This is a genomic window from Catenulispora sp. MAP12-49 (assembly GCF_041262705.1).
In the GTDB taxonomy this organism is placed as follows: domain Bacteria; phylum Actinomycetota; class Actinomycetes; order Streptomycetales; family Catenulisporaceae; genus Catenulispora.
The window spans coordinates 47,541-66,024 of sequence record NZ_JBGCCP010000033.1; the positions used below are offsets into that span (position 1 = coordinate 47,541).

Sequence of the window (18,484 nt, forward strand, 5' to 3'; positions counted from 1 at the left end):
TGCAGCGACGTCTTGCCCTTACCCGATTTGCCTCACATCGATGCAGGCGGCCAGTTCACGGCCAGCCGGACATGCTTCCTGGCGACGAGCAGGTCGGCCTGCGGCACCGGGGCGTCGATCGGCCAGGCGGTGATCACGGGGCCTGGGCCCAGCCGCTGGTCGTCGTTCCACGCGGTGATGCCGGCCGCCAGCTCCGCGGCCAGCGCGTCGGCGTCCGGCCCGAAGGCGTGCGCCCCGAGTTCGATCCGGCCGTCGGGGCTGGGGCGCGCGATGAGGTGCGCGAAGCCGGTGGCCGTGGCGACCGCCGGGGTGGCGACGGCCAGCGCCGGCTCGAGCGGCTCGGTGCCCGGAGCGCCCGGCGGGCCGGGAACGGCCGGGGCGCCGGGGACCACGACGGTGAGCTGGCAGTACCCCGGGAAGGCAGTGGCCAGCCACAGCGGCAAGGTGTCCCACGGCTCCCAGCGCCACACCCGGATCCCGGACCACTGCTCGGCACGCGGCGTCCGCAGGTGCGCCTCGATCCGCGCGGCGTCGGGGATGGCGCGCAGGTCGTCGGCGTCGACGACGAGGTCGCCGTCGTTGAGCGCGAGTCCTTCCTCGGCGTGGCTGCCGGTGCCCTGCATCTTCACGAACCCGCACAGCTGCGTGGAACGGCTGACCAGGTGGTCGTCCTCGCGGTCGAAGGCGATGGAGCGGGTCATGCCGTGCAGCAGCAGCGGCACGACGACGCGCCCGCGCGGCGTCAGCTGCCCGATCCAGGCCGACGGCAGATCCCAGGCCTCGACCGTCACCACGATGCGGTCGTACGGCGCACCGGCGGCGACCCCGTCCTCCGCATCGGCGGTCACCACGCGCACGTCGGCATAGCCGGCCTCGTCCAGGCAGCGCCGAGCACGCTCGGTGACCGCCGGATCGATGTCGATGGTGGTCACCTCGCCGTCGGGCCCTGCCAGCTCGGCCATGAGCGCGGCGTTGTACCCGCCCGACCCGATCTCCAGCAGCCGCATCCCGGGCTGGATGGAGGCCTGCTCCAGCATGATCGCCTGGATGTCCGGCGCGCTCACCGAGCTTGTCGGCACTCCGGACCGGTCACGCTTCACGAACACGACCTGGTTCGCGTACGCCTGCTCCAGCGACAGCCCCGGCGTGAAGACGTGGCGCGGCACGGCCCGCACGGCGGCCGCGACCTCGGGCGTGGTGACGGCGCCCTCGGCCACGAGGCGGTCGGCGAGGCGGTCGCGGAAGACGGCGGCCCGCGCGTCGTCGGCGCGGGCGTAGCCGTCCTGCCCGTCCTCGTTCCCGTTCCCGTTCCCATCCGGGTCCGGATCGGCCATCGCCACCAAAGCCACCTCCTCGCATCAGCCTTCTTCCCCCGACGCATAGAGCGAGTACGCCTTTTCATAGTTTGTTCCCTCCTCCGGGTGCTGCGGCAGCGCGGGATGCGGTCGGCGGCCGCCGTGCGCGATGGTCCGGACCGCGCCTCGGCTCAGAGGGTGCGCGCGGCGCTCGCGCAGGACCCAGCCGCGCAAGGTCGACTCGTGGCCGGGGGCGGCGTGGCAGGGATCGCGGCAGCTGCGCAGCAGCAGGGCGATCGGGGCCCCGGTGAGGGCGCCGAGGACCAGCAGGCCGCCGAAGGTGGTGCCGGCGCCTTCGCGGTCGGTCAGGCAGCGGCGGCCGTGGCGGGCCAGGGCCAGGTCCGCCGCCAGGCCCGGGTCGGGGCCTCGGGCGTGGGCCAGGCAGGTGGCCAGATGGTCGCCTTCGGGGGCGGTGCGCGCCAGGCGGTCCACGAGGTCGGCGGCCAGGTGGCGTGCGGTGTCGATGGCGGCCAGCGGGTCCGGTTCGGTCTCGGCCGCGTCCCAGATCGCACGGCCGGCTCGGCGGCGGACCTGGTCGGGGTGCCGGGTCCAGCCTTCGGCGGTGGTGGCGGCGGTGCGAGCGGCGGCGGCGGCTTCAGCGGCGGTCATGGTCAGCCTCCTGACGGTGAGGGTGAGGGAGAGGGAGAGGGTGAGGGCTAGGGCTGGGGCTAGGGCGAGTTCGAGGGCGAAGGTTCGATCACTGTTTCGATCACCGTAGCGGAGGCTTCCGACAAGTCCGTATCTTCCATGTCAAGACGCCGCACAGCGGGCAAAGCGAGCATCAGCGCGACCGTCGTGAACTGGAACACCGCCCCGAACGCCAGGAACGCCCCCACCCCGAACGCCGACCCCAAGGGCCCTGCGATCACCAGGCCGAGCGGCCCGAGCGCGAACGCGCCCAGCGTCTGGTACGCCGTGATCCGCCCCAGCACCTCGACCGGCACGCGCTGTTGCAGCACCGTGGTGTCCAGTGCCGACCCGACCGCGCCGCCGACGCCGGTGACCGCCGCCGCGGCGCACACGAACGGCAGCGACAGGCTGCTGGCCAGCAGCGCCGGGGTGAACACGTACCCGAACGTGGCGACCACCGAGATCAGGAACGGCCGCCTTGGCCTGCGTCCCAGCAGCGCCAGCCCGCCCAGGATCGACCCGGCGCTGTTCGCGGCCAGCACCAGCCCCCAGGCCCCGGCCCCGGCCAGCCGGTGCTCGGCCACCACCGGCCCCAGCACCAGGTACGGCGCCCACACCAGCGCGTTGAAGAACCCGAACTGCACCGTCGTGAGCCACAGCCAGGTCCGGGAGCGGAACTCGTCCCAGCCCTCCCGCAGGTCCCTGATGATCGTGGACCGCTCGCCGGGCTCGGGCTGCGGCACGTGCGCCAGCCGCAGCAGCACCACGATGCTCACCGCGTAGCTCGCGCTGTCGAAGAACAACACCGACGCCGGCCCCGCGGCCCCGCCGAGGACCGCCGCGATCATCCCGCCGAGCGCCGGACCCGCCACCCCCGCGCTGGACACCGCCACGCTGAGCAGCGCGTTGGCGTCGCCGCGCCGGCCGGCCGGGATCAGCCGGGGGATCAGCGCCTGCAGCGACGGGCTGAATACGCCCTCGCCGACGCCGGACAGCACCGACACCGCGATCATCGCGGTCAGCGTGGCGTGCCCGGTGAGCACCAGCAAGCCGAACGCGGCCTGCGCCCCGCAGCGCAGCAGGTCCGAGGCGATCATCACCGGCCGCCCGCCGAGCCGGTCGGCGAACACCCCGCCGAGCAGCAGGAGCAGCACCACCGGCACGATGCGCGCGGCCATCACCCACCCCAGCCCGCCCGGCCCCACGCCGGTGTGCAGCACGGCGAACGCGATGGCCACCGGGGCCATGGCGCTGCCGAGCTTGGAGGTCAGGTAGCCGGTGAAGAACCAGCGGAAATCCTTGTCCGCGAGCGCGGAGAACATTCGAGACACCTGCGGAGCGTGACCGGTCCGCGATCGGCGGCTCAAGAGTTTTCTGCGTCAAAGTTGAGTCTCTTTGCCTAAAGGTTATAAGGGCGGACTTCTACCGCAGTAAACACCGTCGTTCATCTGCCGTATTACACTTCCTGGAAAGGGGTCAGAGGGAGGGGGCAGGAACATGTTTACTGCGGTAACTCCGGAACTCGCACCACCGGTTGAATACGCGGTCGCGGTCGAGCGCTTCCTGGCCTCGGCGGGCCTGAGCGCGGCCTCCCAGCGCGTGTACCGGATCGCGCTGACCACCTGGGCCTGGATGCTGGTCGACCGCGCATCGCCGGTCGGCCCGGCCCGCCGCGGCGCGCCGGCGCCGGTGGTCCCGCTCGGGCTGCTCGACAGCGTCTCCGCGCCGGCGCGCCTGGAAGCCGGGTTCGCAGCCCGCGAAGCGGCGGTCGGGGCCCGCACCGCGAACCGCGAACTGGCGATCCTGCGCAGCGCCCTGTCCTGGTGGCGGGCGCGCGAGTGGGTCGCCTGCGACTCCACGGCCGCGATCCGCCGGCGCGCCGCGACCGCCCCGGGCGTCGAGCCGCTGACCGACGAGCAGGCCCGCGCCGTCCTGCGCCTGCCCGTACCGCTGCGCGAGCAGGCACTGTGGCACGCGGTCTACGACAGCGGCGGCGGCATCGAGCGCATCCTCGCCCTCGACGTCCACGACCTCGACCCGAACCGCCGCCGCACCCACCCCCGCCTGCCCGGCGAACCCCTGCACTGGCGGGCCGCGACCGGAGGCCTGCTGGCGATCCTCGCCGCGGGCCGCCCCTCCGGACCCCTGTTCCTCACCGACCGGCGCGCGCCGGCGGACACCCCCGCGCGCGACCGGTGCGCCGTGACCGGCCGCGGACGCCTGTCCTACCGGCGTGCCGCGGAGCTGTTCACGGCCGCGACGCAGAGCCTTGACCCCGCCGGCCGGGGCTGGACGCTGCGCCAGCTGCGCCGGGAATTGAGCTGACGCGCCGCCGGCGGCGTGCCAGGCTGCTGCGGGTGACGGATGAACTGGTGTGGTGGCCGCGGGACCCGGACGTCGCCGCCGGCCGCGTCGCGGTCGTGACGGTCTCGTACAACACCCGCGAACTGACCGCCTTCCTGCTCTGGTCGCTGCGCAACATCGTGGCCTGGCCGGATCTGGAGATCGTGGTCGTGGACAACGGCTCGCGCGACGGATCGGCGCGGTACCTCGCCGAGGCGGCGCGCGCCGGGGTGTGCACCCTGCTCGCCAACGACGACAACCGCCAGCACGGTCCCGGCCTCAACCAGGGCATCGCCCACCTCGCCGCCCGGCCGGGGCCTCATCCGGAGTGGGTCTGGGTGCTGGACTCCGATGTCGTGGCCACCCGCCCCGACGCGCTGTCCGCCGCCGTCGCCACGGCGCGCGAGCACGGCGCTGCCCTGGTCGGCGAGCCGCAGAACGACCAGTGGCACGCCGACAGCCGTTTCGGTCTGTTCTCCCTGCTCATCGACCCGGCAGTGGTCTGGCAGGCCTCGGTCGGGCCGTTCGTCGACGGCGGCGACCCCTCGTTCGACCTGCTGACCTCGGCCGCGCGGCAGGGCGTCCCGATGGCCGCGTTCCCCTTCACCGCCGAGGGCCACGTCATCCACCGTGGACGCGGCACCCTGGCCGCCGTCCATGCGGCCGGGGAACGTGATCACCCGCTGTATACGTGGGCTGAGACGCATCACGCGGCGCACTACGCCGAGGTCCCCGGCGCGGATCAGCGCTATCAAACGCTGTTGAGCAGGTTCCACGAAGAAGTGAATCTCGGATAAGTGCACTTAAAGCCGCGTCCTCCGCTGGACGGGTGATTCAGCTCCGCAGCCCCCCCGCGCCGCGTTAAAGCCTCCGGCCAGCGGGTGCATAAGGGGACCTATGGAGCCTGATGAGGGGGCGCGGCCGCTTCCGCGTCATCGTTTCGTCGAGTTGCCGGTGTTCGGCAACGCGTCCAGGCGCGCCGGGGGTCCGGTGCGCCCCGATGAGGTCGCCGCCGAGCTGAGGACGATCGCCGGGATCGAGAAGCAGGCGACGGAGCAAGAGCCGGAAGTAGAACCGGAAGCAGAACGGGAAGCAGAACCGGCGCGCTCCACCCACATCCCCGCCCTCGACGGCCTGCGCACTCTGGCCGTCGCCGCAGTGCTCCTGTACCACGCCGGCCTGTCCCGCTTCCGAGGCGGCTTCCTCGGCGTGGACGTCTTCTTCGTCCTGTCCGGCTACCTCATCACCGGCCTGCTGGCCCGCGAATACCTCGCGACCGGCGCCGTGGCCCTGCGCCGGTTCTACCACCGCCGCGCGCGCCGCCTGCTGCCGGCGTTGTTCGTCGTGCTGGCCGGGGTCTGTGCCTACGTGGTCCTGCGGCTCCCTGGGGAGGCGGCGGGTCTGCGCAGCGACGCCACGGCCTCGGTGTTCTATGTGACCAACTGGTGGTTCGTCGCCAAGGGGCAGTCCTACTTCGGCGGCACCGGCCGGCCGAGCTTGCTGCTGCACCTGTGGTCGCTGGCCGTGGAGGAGCAGTTCTACGTCGTCTGGCCGGTGTTCCTGCTGGTCGCGCTCGGCCGGTCGTCGGGCCCCGGCGAGCGGGTCGAGCGCCTCAGGGCCCTGGGGCGTGCTGTCGGCTGGGCCACGTTGCTGGCCGCTTGCTCGGTCGGCCTGACGGTGTTGCTCTACTCGCCGTGGCGGGATCCCTCCCGTATCTACTACGGGACAGACACCCGGGCCTTCGAATTGCTGATCGGCGTCATGGCCGCGCTGCTGCAGATCGCCCGCGAGAAGCCGCGCGAGCGTCCGACGGAGCAGAAGGCGCGCCGCATCGCCATCGAGTCCGCGTCCTTTTTGGCGCTGGCCGGGATCCTGTGGGCCTTCGTCGCGGTCCCGGCAACCGAGTCCGGGCTGTATCCGGTCGGGCTGATCGCGGTGGCGGTCGCGTCCGCCGTGCTCATCAGGACCCTGGTCGCCGGTACGGCGGTGTCCGGGCTGCTGTCCGGCAGGTTGTTCGTGTGGCTCGGGGAGCGGTCCTACGCGCTCTACCTGTGGCACTGGCCGATCTTCGACGTCACCCGGCCCGGCGCCGACGTCGCCTGGCCGCCGCAGACCGTGCTGCTGGTGCGGGTGCTGCTCTCCGTGGTCTTCGCCGACCTGACCTACCGCTACATCGAGACGCCGATCCGCCACGGCGCCCTGGGCCGGGCCGCGACCCGCGCCCGCGAGGCCTTCGACCGCCGCGAACTCGGCCTTCCGCTGGCCACCGCCGGATCGGCGCTGGCCGTGCTCGCGGCGGCGGCCATGCTCACCGACACGCTGGTCTCGACCGCTGCCGCGCACCCGGCCGACGCCCGCGCCGTCGCGGTCGACAACCGCCCGGCCGCCGCCCTCGACGGGACGCACGGCGACCCGGGCGCGGCCCCGCAGCCCGAGCCGCACACGGCCGTGGTCGGCGACGCCCCCTCCTACCCGACCGTGATGCCGCCGCCTCCGGCGCACCCGCCACGCGTGGCCCTGATCGGCGACTCGCAGGGCATGACCCTGTACCTCAACCGGCCGCCGGACACCGCCGAGTACCTCCGGCTCCTGGACGACACCACCGAGGGCTGCGACTTCCTCGGCGGCCGCATCACCAGCAGCGCCGGCGACCGCCGCGACCTGGACGCCGAGTGCGGGGACACGGCGGCCAAGTGGGCCTCCCGGGTGCGGCGCGACCACGCCGACGCCGCGCTGATGATGGTCGGCGCCTGGGACCTGTTCGACGAGCAGGTGGACGGTACCGCGCTGCCGTTCGGGAGCGCCGGCTGGGACGCGTACTTCGACAGCCGGCTGGCCGCGGCTGTCAGCACCCTGGAGGCAACCGGCTTGCCGCAGCTCGACCTCGCGCTGCTGCCCTGCTACCGCCCCGTGACCACCGGCGGCAGCGCCGGCGGCCAGTGGCCCGAGCGCGGGGACGATTCGCGGGTCGCGCACGTCAACTCCCTGCTGGCGGCCTACGCGCAGGACCCGTCGCACCACGTCCGCGCCGTGTACCCGCCCGCGCAGTTCTGCCAGGACCCGACGATCGCCGCCAGCCGCTCCTACCGCTGGGACGGAGTCCACTACTACAAGCCGGGCGCGCGTCTATATTTGCGGAACGCGATCCCGCAGATCCTGGAGGCGAAGACGTCGTGATCGTCCCGGCGAACCAGGCCGAATGGCCGGACCTGCAAGGGCTGCTCGGGTCCGCCAACTGCCACGGTCGCCGGTGCTACTGCCAGCGCTTCAAGAGCCCCGGCAGCGATTGGAAGAACGCCTCGGACGAGGAACGGGCCTTCCGGCTGCGCGCGCAGACCTCCTGCGGCGACCCGGAGGCCCGCGACACCAGCGGCCTGGTCGCCTACCGCGACGGCGAGGCGGTCGGCTGGGTCGCGGTCGAGCCGCGCACCGCTTTCGGCGCGCTGCGCCGCAGCCCGGTGGTGTGGCCGGGGCGCGCCGAGGACAAGGACGACGCGGGGGTCTGGGCCGTGACGTGCTTCCACACCCGGCCCGGCCATCGCAACCAGGGCATCGCGGGGGAGCTGGCCCGGGCCACGGTGCCCTTCGCCCGGGAGCGCGGCGCCACGGCGCTGGAGGCGTACCCGATGGTCACCGAGCCCGGCGAGCCGGTGCCGTGGGGCGAGGCGCACGTCGGGACCCGGGCGATGTTCGAGGACGCGGGGTTCGTCGAGGTGGGGCGGCCGACGCCGCGGCGCGTGGTGATGCGGGTCGAACTGTCCGGATCACCGGCGGGGTCGCCGACCGGCTGGAGATCGCCGCGCGGGCGGCGGCCGAGGCCGGGCTGGAGGTCTGGTACTGCCCGTTCACCAACGGTCTGACGCAGGCGGAGCTGTTCGCGTTCCTGCTCGACGCGGCCGAGCGCGCCGAGCGGCTGCGGCAGGCCGGGGCGCGCGTCGTCTTCCTCACCGGTTCGGAGATCACGCTGTTCACCGACGGGTTCCTGCCCGGGGCGACGTTCCAGGAGCGGGCGGCGGTCTTGGGGGATCCCGCGCGCTTCCGGGCTCTGCTGCCGCAGCTCGGCGCCGAGCTCAACGCGTTCCTGGCACGCGTGCTGGCTGAGGTGCGGGCCCGGTTCCACGGCACCGTCGGGTACGCCTCGGTCCCGTTCGAGGCCGTGGACTGGACGCCCTTCGACCTGATCGCCACCGACGGCGGATACCGGGACGCCACCAACGCCGCCATGTTCCCCGAGGCGCTGCGGGCCCAGGTCGCGCAGGGTAAGCCGTTCGCCGTCACCGAGTTCGGCTGCGGGGCCTTCCGGGGCGCGGCCGCTCTGGCCTCGCGCGGCGACGCGGTCATCGAGTGGGGCCAGGACGCGCGGCCGGTGCGGATCGCGGAGGGGACCGTCCGCGACGAGCACGAGCAGGCGGGCTACGTCGGCGAGATGCTCGGCATCTACGAGGCGGCCGGCGTCGACGCGGCGTTCGTCTACACCTTCGCGCGCTGGGACCTGCCGACGCTCGGCGACCGGGACCGCGAGCCGGAGCGCGACTTCGACGCGGCGAGCTTCGGGATCGTCAGGGTTCTGCCACCGGGTGTGGCGCGGGGGGAGTACGCGGAACTCGGGTGGGAGCTCAAGGCCGTGTTCGGTGTGGTGGCGGAGTTCGGGGCGGACCGGCAGCATGGAGCAGGCTCGCCTCGGTGAGATCCGGCATCCGGCGAGCAATGGCGACCGACCGCAGGAGAGAACGTGCCCACCGCGAAACTGCAGATCCCCACCCCCGACGGCCAGGCCGACGCCTTCGCCGCGTTCCCCGACGACGGCGAGCGGCATCCTGGCGTGCTGTTCTACATGGACATCTTCGGTATCCGGCCGGAGCTGGAGCGCAAGGCGCGGGAGCTGGCTGAGCACGGGTACTACGTCCTCGTGCCGAACGTGTTCTACCGCGACGGCGCGGCGCCGCTGGTCGAGCTTCCCGAGTTCGTGACCCGGGAGGTGCGCCAGGAGGCGGTCGCGCAGCTGATGCCGCTGGTGCAGGCGCAGACCCCGGAGCGTGTGCTGCGTGATGCCGCCGCCTACCTGGAGTTCCTCACCAGCCGTCCCGAGGTGGCCCCTGGGCCGGTGGCGGCCATGGGCTACTGCATGGGCGGCGGCCTGGCGCTGCGTACCGCCGCGGCCCATGCCGACCAGGTGGCGGCGGTCGCCGCGTTCCACCCCGGCAAGCTGGTCAGCGACGGGCCCGACAGCGTGCACCGCGCGGTGGTCCCGGCGATCACCGCCGACGTGCACATCGGCCACGCCGAGACCGACATGCGGCCCGAGGCCGTCAGCGAACTGAACCAGGTGCTGGACGCCTCAGGGGTCCGCTACACCTCGGAGATCTACCCGGGCACGGTCCACGGCTTCACGATGTCCGACACCTCGGCCTTCGACGCCGCCGGGCTGGCCCGGCACTGGGAGCGGCTGCTGGCGCTGCTCGACGGGGCCTTCGCTACTCGGCGATGACCGGGCCGAGCGCTGCGGACAGGTCGTTGTAGTCCACGCCGCGCAGCGCTCGCCACGCCAGATCGCCGTTCTTGTCGATGATGAGGGTCGACGGTATGAACTGCAGCGAGGTGATGCCGGCCAGCTTGGCCAGCAGGGTCTCGTTGCCGTCGTCGACCAGGCTCGGATAGCCGATCTGCTTGGCCTTGACGAACGCCTGGGCCTGCGCGGTGTTGTCACGGGTGTCGATGCCGACGAACTGCACACCCTTGTCCTTGAACGCCGCGTAGGCCTGCTCCACGGACGCTGCTTCGGCCTCGCAGTTGTCGCACCACGACCCCCAGATGTTCAGCACGACCACCTTGCCCTTGAACGAGGCCAGGTCGAGCTTGGTGCCGTCCAGCGTGGTGCCGGAGAGTGTGGGGAGCGGCTTGCGATGGCCGACGGCTATGGAGGCGACGCCTCCGTAGCCTTCTTTGTTCTTCGGCCCGGAGCCGCCGCAGGCAGTAAGGGCCAGGGCCAGGGCGGCGGCCGAGGATATGGCTGCCGTCAGGCGGGTTCTCTGCGTCTGCATGGTGCGCGGCACGGAGAAAGTCTCGCATGGCGCGGTCGGATGCCTACCTCAGGGTCCGCTCATCGTTCGGCGTGACCCCATGCCGCACCGCCCACAGCGCGGCCTGCGTCCGATCGGCGACGCCGAGCTTCATCAGGATGTTGGACACGTGCGTCTTCACCGTCTTCTCGGCCAGCACCAACGCCCGCGCGATCTCCCGGTTCGACCGCCCCTGGGCGATCAGCACCAGCACCTCGCGCTCGCGCGCCGTCAGCGGCGGCGCCTGCGGGCCCGGCTCGGCGCCGCTGCCGCTGCCGGAGTCCAGCAGCGCGGTGGCCACCTCCGGTTCCAGCAGCACGTGGCCGGCGTGGACCGAGCGGACCGCCGCCGCCAGTGCCGCGGGGTCGACGTCCTTGTAGACGTAGCCCCAGGCGCCCGCGCGGATCGCCGGGATGATCATCCGGCGGTCGGTGAAGCTGGTCACCACCAGCACCCGGGCCGTGGAGCCGGCCTCGCGCAGCAGCTCCATCGCGCCGACGCCGTCGACGCCGGGCATCACCAGGTCCAGCAGGATGACGTCCGGCTTCAGCTCGGCGGCCTTCTCGGCGCACTCCGCGCCGTCGGATGCCTCGCCGGCGACCTCGATGCCGTCCTGCAGCTCCAGGAACGTGCGCAGGCCCTGGCGGACCATGCTGTGGTCGTCCGCGATCAGGACCCTGATGACCTCAGGCCGCGCGCCCACGGTCCACCTCCAGACGGATCGTCGTTCCCGCGCCGGGGCTCGATGCGACCTCCAGGCGCCCGCGCACCGATTTGGCGCGGTCCCGCATCGACACCAGGCCCAGGCTGCGGCCGGCGCGGCGGACCGCGGCCGGGTCGAAGCCGACGCCGTCGTCGACCACTTCCAACAGGGCTCCGCCGCAGGGGCTGGCGCCGGAGATCGCGCCGGCGGGGCAGTGCTCGCGCAGGCGGACGCTGATGGTCTTGGCCCCGGCGTGGCGCAGGGCGTTGTGCAGGGCCTCCTGGGCCACGCGCAGCAGCACCTCCTCGGCGGCCGGCGACAGGGCCCTGACGTCGCTGCCCTCGAAGGTCACCCGGGGCCCGCCGGCGGTCTGGTTCACCCGGTCCAGGACCTCGGCGTGCTTGCGCAGCGTCACCGCCAGGCCGTCCTCCTCCAGCTCGGCCGGCCGCAGCTCGACCACCACCGAGCGCAGCTCCTCGGCGGCCTCCTTGGCCAGCGCCGCGACCTGCTCCAGCGAGGCGCGGGCCCGGGCCGGGTCGGAGTCCAGGACGTCGGCGGCGGCCTGGGAGGTCAGGCGCAGGGCGAACAGCTTCTGGGCGACGGCGTCGTGCAGCTCGCGGGCCAGGCGGTTGCGCTCGCGGGTGATCGCCAGCTCGCGCTCGCGCTCGTAGAGCCGGGCGTGGCGCAGGGCTATGGCGGCGTGGCCGGCCAGGACCCCGAGCAACTCCTCGTCGTCCTTGGTGAAGCCGCCGGCCTTGTTGGCCAGGAACAGCGCGCCGAGGATCTCATCGCCGTCGCGGATCTGCCGGCCCAGGAACGCGTCCATCTCCGGATGGGCCTTGGGCCACCAGCGGAAGCGCGGGTCCTTGCGCACGTCCGCCAGCCGCTGCGGCGCCGGGTCCTGGAGCATGACCGCGAGCATGCCGTGCTGGCGCGGGAGCGGCCCGATCGCGGCCCACTGCTCGTCGGTGACGCCGTCCACCAGGAACTGCGCGAAGCTCCCCGCGCCGTCCGGGACGCCCAGGGCGGCGTACTCGGCGCCGATCAGCTCGCGGGCGGTGGCCACGATCGTCTGCAGCACCTCGTCGGTGGCCAGGTGGCGGCTGACCGCCAGGACGGCCGCGGACAGCCGGCGCATGGTGTCCAGCGCGTTCGGGGGGCTGGGGCTGGTCTTCGCTGCCATATCGACAAGGTATCGCCGATGATCGCCGGACCCCATCGGGCCGGGGACCGGTCGGGCCTAGGCCCCTGGTCCTAGGACTAACGACCCTGGGCGATCCCGGTCCCGCGCCCGATCCCCGCGGCCGGGCCGCGGAGCAGGGTTTGGGGCATGAACACGACTACGAAGCAGACCGAGCAGACCCAGGGGGCTCAGACGGTCCCGACGGCCGGGCGGGTTCCGGCCGGCGCCTGGGACGGCAACCCGGTGGCCGTCATCACCGGCGCCTCCCAGGGCCTGGGTCTGGCGCTGGCTCGCGGCCTGGCCGAGCGCGGCTGGTCCCTGGTGATCGACGCCCGCGGCGCCGACCGGCTGGCCGCCGCCCAGGAGGAGCTGCTGGCGCTGACCACCGTCGTCGCGCTGGCCGGCGACGTCACCGACGACACGCACCGCGCCGACCTGGCCGAGGCGGCCTCCGAACTCGGCGGCGCCAGCCTGCTGGTGAACAACGCCTCCAGCCTCGGCGGATCGCCGATGCCGGCGCTCGCGGACTTCCCGCTGGAGGCGCTGGAGCAAACGTTCGCGGTGAACGTCCTGGCGCCGCTGGCCCTGACCCAACTCCTGCTCCCGCAGCTGCGCCAGCACGGCGGCGAGGTCGTCAACATCTCCTCCGACGCCGCCGTCGAGCCGTATGAGGGCTGGGGCGGGTACGGGGCGTCGAAGGCCGCGCTGGACCACGCCTCGGCGATCTTCGGGCTGGAGGAGCCGCAGGTTCGCATCTGGGCCGTGGACCCCGGCGACCTGCAGACGCAGATGCACCAGGACGCCTTCCCCGGCGAGGACATCAGCGATCTGCCGCTGCCGGGGACCGTGGTCCCGGGCTTCCTGCGGCTGATCGACGAGCGCCGGCCCTCGGGCCGCTACCAGGCCGGCGACCTGCTGCCCCGGACCGTGGCGGCCGATGCGGAGGTGGCCTGAGATGTCGGTGCTGCTGCACGAGCCCACTGCCGTGAACGCCTCCTGCTCGCGCGGGTCGGCCGAGACCGCGCCGGCCGGCCCGCTGGGCGCCGGGTTCCGCGTCTCCTCCGATCTGCTGGCCCGCAAGCCCGCCGAGGCCCGCGGCCTGGACCGCGACGGGGTGCGGCTGCTGGTCGCGCGGGGCCGCGGGGCAGACGACCCGGAGGTCGAGCACTACGTGTTCACGGACCTGCCGGACGTCCTGGAGCCCGGCGACCTGCTGGTGGTGAACAACTCCGGGACCCTGCCGGCCGCTCTGGACGCGGTGGACCCGGAGTCGGGCACCCGGCTGGTGCTGCACGTCTCGACCGGCACGCCGCAGGACCCGGACGCGTGGATCGTCGAGCTGCGGCGGCCGATGGGCGATGGTTCGACCAAGCCCTTCGCGCTGGGCCCGGATTCGCCGGATTCGCCGGACTCGGAGGATCCGGACAGCCCGGCGCGCCCCGGCCTGCGCCTGCGCGTGACCGGCGGCGCGACGGTCACGCTGCTGCGGCCGTACACGCCGCGGCTGTGGGTGGCGCGCCTGGACCTGGGGATGTCGGTCGCGGACTACCTGACCCGCCACGGCCGCGCGATCCGGTACGACTACGTCGACCGCGACTGGCCGATCACGGCGTACCAGACGGTCTTCGCCGCGATCCCCGGCAGTGCCGAGATGCCCAGCGCGGCCCGGCCGTTCTCGGCGGAGGTGGTGGCCCGCCTGGTCGCCAAGGGCGTGTACATCGCGCCGATCACCCTGCACACCGGCGTCGCCTCACCCGAGGCCCACGAGAAGCCCTACGCGGAGTGGTACTCGGTCCCCGCGGCGACCGCGGAGCTGGTCAACCACGTCCGCGCCCGCGGCGGCCGCGTGATCGCCATCGGCACGACGGCGGTCCGCGCCCTGGAGTCGGCGGCTGACGAGGAGGGGACGGTCCACCCCGGCCAGGGGTGGACCGAGCTGATCATCACGCCCGAGCGCGGGGTCCGCGCCGTCGACGGACTGCTGACCGGGTTCCACGAGCCGGAGGCGTCGCACCTGCTGATGCTGACGGCGATCGCCGGGCCGCGCTTGATCCGGGCCGGCTACGACGCGGCGCTGGCGGGGCGGTATCTGTGGCACGAGTTCGGGGACGTGAACCTGCTGCTGCGGCGCTGAGCCGGACCGGCGAAAGCCTTAAGGCCTTATGGATAAAGGGATACCGGCGGGGGGGGGGGGGGGGGGGGGGCCCCCCCCCCCCCGCCGGCGCCATCAGCATCGCCATGGCTTAGACCGGCGCACGCGCCTAATCTCAGAACCATGACACTGGGGGAGGACCTCCTGCTGCTTGCCATCCACCCGCGCAACGGCAGAGTCCGGAATGTCGAACGCATGGCGCCCGCACTGCGGGCCCTGGAACTGATCGAGCTGAGCCTGGCGGGGCGGCTCAGCCTGGAGGAGGGCCGGATCACGGTCAAGGATCCGTTGCCGATCGGTCACCGCTTGCTGGATCACACCCTGAGCTCGCTGAGCGCCGAGGCGGCGCCGGCGAAGGTCGAGATGTGGCTGCGGGGCGACAAGGCCGAGGCCGGAATCCTGGGCCAGTACCTGGCACTGCTGGGACGTAAGCAGGTGATGCGGATCGAGCATCGCGGACAGGGCCTGGCCAGGTCCACGGTGATCACGGTGCGCGATCAGGAACGGCTGGCCGAAGCACGCGCCCGGATCGATCGCGTGGCGCACGGGGAGGCGTCGGCCACGGCCGAGGACCGGGCGTTGGCCGGCATCGTGCACGCCGCCGGTCTGAGCCGGCAGCTCTGTCGGGGACCGCATCGCATCGTGGCGCGCAGGCGGCTGGGCAAGTTCAGCGTCCCGGACGGCGTCACCGAAAGCATGCGCTCCACGGTGACCGCCGCCGACGCCGAGATGGCGAACGCCATCGCCGAGGCGCTGTCCAGTGGCCTGGCGAGGATGACCAGGGAATTGACGATCGTGTTGCGGCAGGAGTACCGGCTCGAGATGTACAGCTCCCACCACCACAGCGGCGGTAGTCACCATGGCACGTCGACCGACATCTCGACGTCAGGCCATCACGGCCATCACTCGGGCTCGGGCGACTTCGGCGGCGGCGGCCACCACCACGGCTGACCGCCGCGCGGTCACGTGGCGCCGCTGCCCTCGTCCTCCAACAAAGCCGCCGCCAGCGCCACGATCTGCGGCCGCAGCCCCGGCAGCGCCTCGACCTGCCCGGCGTGGATCCGCTCGGTCACCAGCCCGCTGACCGCACCGGTCAGCGCGCGGGCCACGAACAGCGGGTCCAGGCCGCCGCGCCAGGTGCGGCCGATGGTGATGGCCTGGGCCAGGTTCATCGCGAAGGTCTCGGCGCGCTCCAGGCGGCGGGAGAGCGCCGGGTAGCCGGCCGCGTAGATCTCGATCATGAAGATGCGGGCCGTCGTCGGGCTCCCGGCCAGGGCGCCCAGGTACGCCTCGAAGATCCGGTCCAGGCGCTCCAGGACCGGGTCGCGGGGGGAGCCCAGGGAGCGCTCGATGAGCAGCGCGAAGTGGTCGGCCGAGCGGTCGAAGGCGGCCAGGAAGCAGTCCTGCTTGTCCGTGAAGTGCTCGTAGAACGTCTGGCGGGAGATGCGGGCCCGGGACAGGACCGCCCCGACCGTGGCCGCCGCGTACCCCTTCTCGGCCACGACCTCCAGCATCCCGGTCAGCAACCGTCCGCGTTGGGCCGCGGCGACCTCTTCGCGGCTCAGTCCGTGGTTGCCGCGGGGCAACGGCGCGGGCAGGGTGTCGGGATCCACGGCAGGAATCTACGTCACGCGCGGCTGCTGTGCGTTCGCCAGGGGTGCGGCCGCGGGGCCCGGTCCCCGGTTTCCGATTTGACGCCGGGCCCTGAGAACCGCTCAATGGTCCTCCATGGTCACCCTCGACATCGAAACGGCGCGCATGGTTCTTGCCGCGCAGCCGTTCAGCGTATTGCTCGGGGCCCGGATAGAGGTCTTCGAGAAGGGGCGCGCGACGATCGCGGTCCCGGTCCGCGAGAACCTCAAGCAACAGAACGGGTTCCTTCATGGCGGCGTGCTGGCGTACGCCGCGGACAACGCGATCACCTTCGCGGCCGGCTCCACGCTCGGTCCGGAAGTGCTCACCAGCGGGGTCACGATCAGCTACATCCGGCCGGCGTCCGGGGTGACGCTTCAGGCCGAGGCTGAGGTCACCTACACCGGAAGACGCCAAGCGGTGTGCCGATGCGACCTGTACGCCGTGGCGGAGGGCGGCGCACGGGTGCTCAGCGCGATCGCTCAGGGGACAGTGCTCTGTGTGTCCTGACAGGGAAACCGGTTTGTCCTGACGATGGATCAGTTCCCTGACCGGACGTGGGCTCGCCGGACGGAAGATCGTCCGGCGGGCCCACTTTCCGAAAAGAAGCAACCTTTCCCAGGTTTAAAGCGTTCTAATACCGGGTGGGGGTTGCTTCGCTGAGGCGTCAGCTGTTGGGCCGCAGGGTCCAGATGATGGTCATCTCGCCGGTGACGGCGTCGTCGTTGTCGCGCTGGATGGCCACGTGGATCGGGAACTCGGGGCGGGTGCCGCCCTTGAGCTCGGCCAGGATGTCGTCCACGGGGCGGCCGAGCGTGGCGGTGGCCGTGATGTCGCCCTTGGCGACCTTCTTGAAGTCGATGGTGGCGGTGGTGGGCAGGGGGGTGGCTTCAGCCATGAGGTGGCCGAAGGCGGCGGCGACGATCGCGCCGGAGGCGGATTCCGCCAGCGTGAACATCGCGCCGGCGTGGGGTCCGCCGATGTGGTTCCGGTACGGCCCCTGGTCGCGGAACTTCAGCACGGCGCGCTCCGGCGCGACCTCGACGTACTCCAGGGCCAGCGTGCCGACCATCGGGACGGCGGCGGTCAGGAAGGCGCCGACGTCGAACGGCTCTTGTTCTGCTGCGGTCTCTGCTGCGGTCATGCCATGATCCTACTGGTCGGTAACTTCCTCGGCCACCGGCAGCGACGCGGTCCACTTCTGCTCGATCCGGCCGAACTTCCACACCGCCACGGCGGCCAGCCAGACCAGCAGGAACATGCCCACGATGGCGAAGCCGATGCTGTTCAGGTCGACGGTGGCGATCCAGTTCCAGAAGCCGCCGGTCAGGTTCAGCTTGTCCTGCAGGATGCTCAGCAGCTCGATGGTGCCGATGATCAGCGCCACGGCGACCGACAGCCCGGTGATCGTGAGGTTGTAGAAGACCTTGCGCACCGGCTTGGAGAAGGCCCAGCCGTAGGCGAAGTTCATGAACGAGCCGTCGATGGTGTCCAGCAGGGACATGCCGGCGGCGAACAGGATCGGCAGGCACATCACCGCGTACCACGGCAGGCCCGAGGCCACCGAGGTGCCGGCCAGCACCAGCAGCCCGACCTCGGTCACGGTGTCGAAGCCCAGGCCGAACAGCAGGCCGACCGGGTAGATCTGCCACGGCTTGTTCACCGCGCGCATCGCCCGGCCCAGGAAGCGGTTCATCAGGCCGCGGTTGTTCAGGTGCTCCTCGAGCGTGGCCTCGTCGAACTCCCCGCGGCGCATCTGCCGGAACACCTTCAGGATCCCGACCAGCACCACCAGGTTGATGATCGCGATCAGGTACAGGAACGAGCCGGAGACCGTGGTCCCGATCAGGCCGCCGAAGCTGTGCAGGCTCGACTTGTCGTTCGTCAGCTCCACGCCCAGGCCCTTCAGGCCCAGGCCCAGCAGGAGCGTGAGGACCACGACGATCGAGGAGTGGCCCAGGGAGAACCAGAAGCCGACCGACAGCGGGCGCTTGCCCTCGGCCATCAGCTTGCGGGTGGTGTTGTCGATGGCCGCGATGTGGTCGGCGTCGAAGGCGTGCCGCATGCCCAGGGTGTAGGCGGTCAGGCCGGTGCCGAAGCCGAACAGGCCGCCCTGCAACTGGTAGTGGCCCGGCACGACCAGCGCGGCCAGGATGCCCCAGCCGATGACGTGCAGCAGCGCGATGAAGCCGAACATGCCGCCGACGCGTCCCCACTCCGCCGGCGTCAGGCTCGCCCGGATCCGGGCGAGCCGGGATCGGCCGGTCGCGGGCGCGGTGCCGGTGCTGTCGGTGCCGCCTGCTGTGGTCGCGGTCATGGCGCTGGACGCCCCCTGAGCTCATCGGTTCGGGTCGGCCGCCGGGGCCGGCGGCCGGGGAGGACACCGGCCCGCCCCAGACGCGATTATTTTGCAGTTGCGAAGAGTTC

The 18,484-nt window shown here is 72.4% G+C and carries 18 protein-coding genes and 1 pseudogene; 10 read left to right on the top strand and 9 right to left on the bottom strand.

Going from position 1 to position 18,484, the window contains the following annotated elements; all coding sequences use genetic code 11:
• Positions 1-32 precede the first annotated feature (32 nt).
• The 3 genes from fxlM to ABIA35_RS38820 are packed head-to-tail and all read right to left on the bottom strand — an operon-like array spanning position 33 to position 3,307.
• Positions 33-1,334, bottom strand: a complete 1,302-nt coding sequence (gene fxlM, locus ABIA35_RS38810; protein ID WP_370361283.1) for a methyltransferase, FxLD system — start codon at positions 1,332-1,334, stop codon at positions 33-35.
• Between the two features lie 24 nt (positions 1,335-1,358).
• Positions 1,359-1,964: a hypothetical protein gene (locus tag ABIA35_RS38815; RefSeq protein ID WP_370361249.1), complete on the bottom strand. Its 606-nt coding sequence runs from the start codon at positions 1,962-1,964 to the stop codon at positions 1,359-1,361.
• A 59-nt stretch (positions 1,965-2,023) separates the two neighbouring features.
• On the bottom strand, positions 2,024-3,307 hold the full coding sequence (locus ABIA35_RS38820) for an MFS transporter (RefSeq protein ID WP_370361250.1): 1,284 nt from the start codon (positions 3,305-3,307) through the stop codon (positions 2,024-2,026).
• Between the two features lie 175 nt (positions 3,308-3,482).
• On the opposite strand from ABIA35_RS38820, the gene ABIA35_RS38825 reads away from it, so the two are divergent.
• From ABIA35_RS38825 to ABIA35_RS38850, 6 genes and pseudogenes are all read left to right on the top strand, one after another.
• On the top strand, positions 3,483-4,310 hold the full coding sequence (locus ABIA35_RS38825; RefSeq protein WP_370361251.1) for a hypothetical protein: 828 nt from the start codon (positions 3,483-3,485) through the stop codon (positions 4,308-4,310).
• A gap of 32 nt (positions 4,311-4,342) precedes the next feature.
• Positions 4,343-5,125: a glycosyltransferase family 2 protein gene (locus ABIA35_RS38830; RefSeq protein WP_370361252.1), complete on the top strand. Its 783-nt coding sequence runs from the start codon at positions 4,343-4,345 to the stop codon at positions 5,123-5,125.
• 100 nt (positions 5,126-5,225) lie between these two features.
• Positions 5,226-7,505 (top strand): acyltransferase family protein, encoded by a 2,280-nt coding sequence (locus ABIA35_RS38835; protein WP_370361253.1) that lies wholly within the window; start codon positions 5,226-5,228, stop codon positions 7,503-7,505.
• A pseudogene (locus ABIA35_RS38840) lies at positions 7,502-7,936 on the top strand (GNAT family N-acetyltransferase); the annotation flags it as partial. The gene ABIA35_RS38835 and the pseudogene ABIA35_RS38840, both read left to right, overlap by 4 nt.
• Before the next feature lie 47 nt (positions 7,937-7,983).
• Entirely contained in the window at positions 7,984-9,015 is a 1,032-nt protein-coding gene (locus ABIA35_RS38845; RefSeq protein WP_370361254.1) for a hypothetical protein, read from the top strand.
• 45 nt (positions 9,016-9,060) lie between these two features.
• Positions 9,061-9,816, top strand: a complete 756-nt coding sequence (locus ABIA35_RS38850) for a dienelactone hydrolase family protein (RefSeq protein WP_370361255.1) — start codon at positions 9,061-9,063, stop codon at positions 9,814-9,816.
• Here the strand turns inward: ABIA35_RS38850 and ABIA35_RS38855 are convergent.
• The 3 genes from ABIA35_RS38855 to ABIA35_RS38865 are packed head-to-tail and all read right to left on the bottom strand — an operon-like array spanning position 9,803 to position 12,273.
• On the bottom strand, positions 9,803-10,381 hold the full coding sequence (locus ABIA35_RS38855) for a TlpA family protein disulfide reductase (RefSeq protein ID WP_370361256.1): 579 nt from the start codon (positions 10,379-10,381) through the stop codon (positions 9,803-9,805). The two genes, ABIA35_RS38850 and ABIA35_RS38855, sit on opposite strands and share 14 nt — an antisense overlap.
• A gap of 31 nt (positions 10,382-10,412) precedes the next feature.
• Positions 10,413-11,039, bottom strand: coding sequence for a response regulator (locus ABIA35_RS38860; RefSeq protein WP_370361284.1), 627 nt, complete (start codon positions 11,037-11,039; stop codon positions 10,413-10,415).
• A 34-nt stretch (positions 11,040-11,073) separates the two neighbouring features.
• Positions 11,074-12,273: a GAF domain-containing sensor histidine kinase gene (locus tag ABIA35_RS38865; RefSeq protein ID WP_370361257.1), complete on the bottom strand. Its 1,200-nt coding sequence runs from the start codon at positions 12,271-12,273 to the stop codon at positions 11,074-11,076.
• A 147-nt stretch (positions 12,274-12,420) separates the two neighbouring features.
• Between ABIA35_RS38865 and ABIA35_RS38870 the strand changes: the two genes are divergently transcribed.
• From ABIA35_RS38870 to ABIA35_RS38880, 3 genes are all read left to right on the top strand, one after another.
• A complete protein-coding gene (locus ABIA35_RS38870) occupies positions 12,421-13,227 on the top strand; it encodes an SDR family NAD(P)-dependent oxidoreductase (protein WP_370361258.1) in 807 nt (268 codons plus the stop codon).
• 1 nt (position 13,228) lies between these two features.
• Entirely contained in the window at positions 13,229-14,407 is a 1,179-nt protein-coding gene (locus ABIA35_RS38875; RefSeq protein ID WP_370361259.1) for an S-adenosylmethionine:tRNA ribosyltransferase-isomerase, read from the top strand.
• 141 nt (positions 14,408-14,548) lie between these two features.
• A complete protein-coding gene (locus ABIA35_RS38880) occupies positions 14,549-15,376 on the top strand; it encodes a GPP34 family phosphoprotein (protein ID WP_370361260.1) in 828 nt (275 codons plus the stop codon).
• A gap of 11 nt (positions 15,377-15,387) precedes the next feature.
• Here the strand turns inward: ABIA35_RS38880 and ABIA35_RS38885 are convergent, their stop codons facing one another.
• A complete protein-coding gene (locus ABIA35_RS38885; RefSeq protein ID WP_370345128.1) occupies positions 15,388-16,038 on the bottom strand; it encodes a TetR/AcrR family transcriptional regulator in 651 nt (216 codons plus the stop codon).
• Positions 16,039-16,153: 115 nt separating this feature from the next.
• On the opposite strand from ABIA35_RS38885, the gene ABIA35_RS38890 reads away from it, so the two are divergent.
• Entirely contained in the window at positions 16,154-16,567 is a 414-nt protein-coding gene (locus ABIA35_RS38890) for a PaaI family thioesterase (RefSeq protein ID WP_370345129.1), read from the top strand.
• A 157-nt stretch (positions 16,568-16,724) separates the two neighbouring features.
• Here ABIA35_RS38890 and ABIA35_RS38895 read toward each other — a convergent pair whose 3' ends face one another.
• Positions 16,725-17,201 carry a DUF4442 domain-containing protein gene (locus tag ABIA35_RS38895; protein WP_370345130.1) on the bottom strand — a complete coding sequence of 159 codons (477 nt, stop codon included), beginning with the start codon at positions 17,199-17,201 and terminating at the stop codon, positions 16,725-16,727.
• Between the two features lie 9 nt (positions 17,202-17,210).
• Positions 17,211-18,374 (bottom strand): HoxN/HupN/NixA family nickel/cobalt transporter, encoded by a 1,164-nt coding sequence (locus ABIA35_RS38900; protein ID WP_370345131.1) that lies wholly within the window; start codon positions 18,372-18,374, stop codon positions 17,211-17,213.
• Positions 18,375-18,484: the final 110 nt, after the last annotated feature.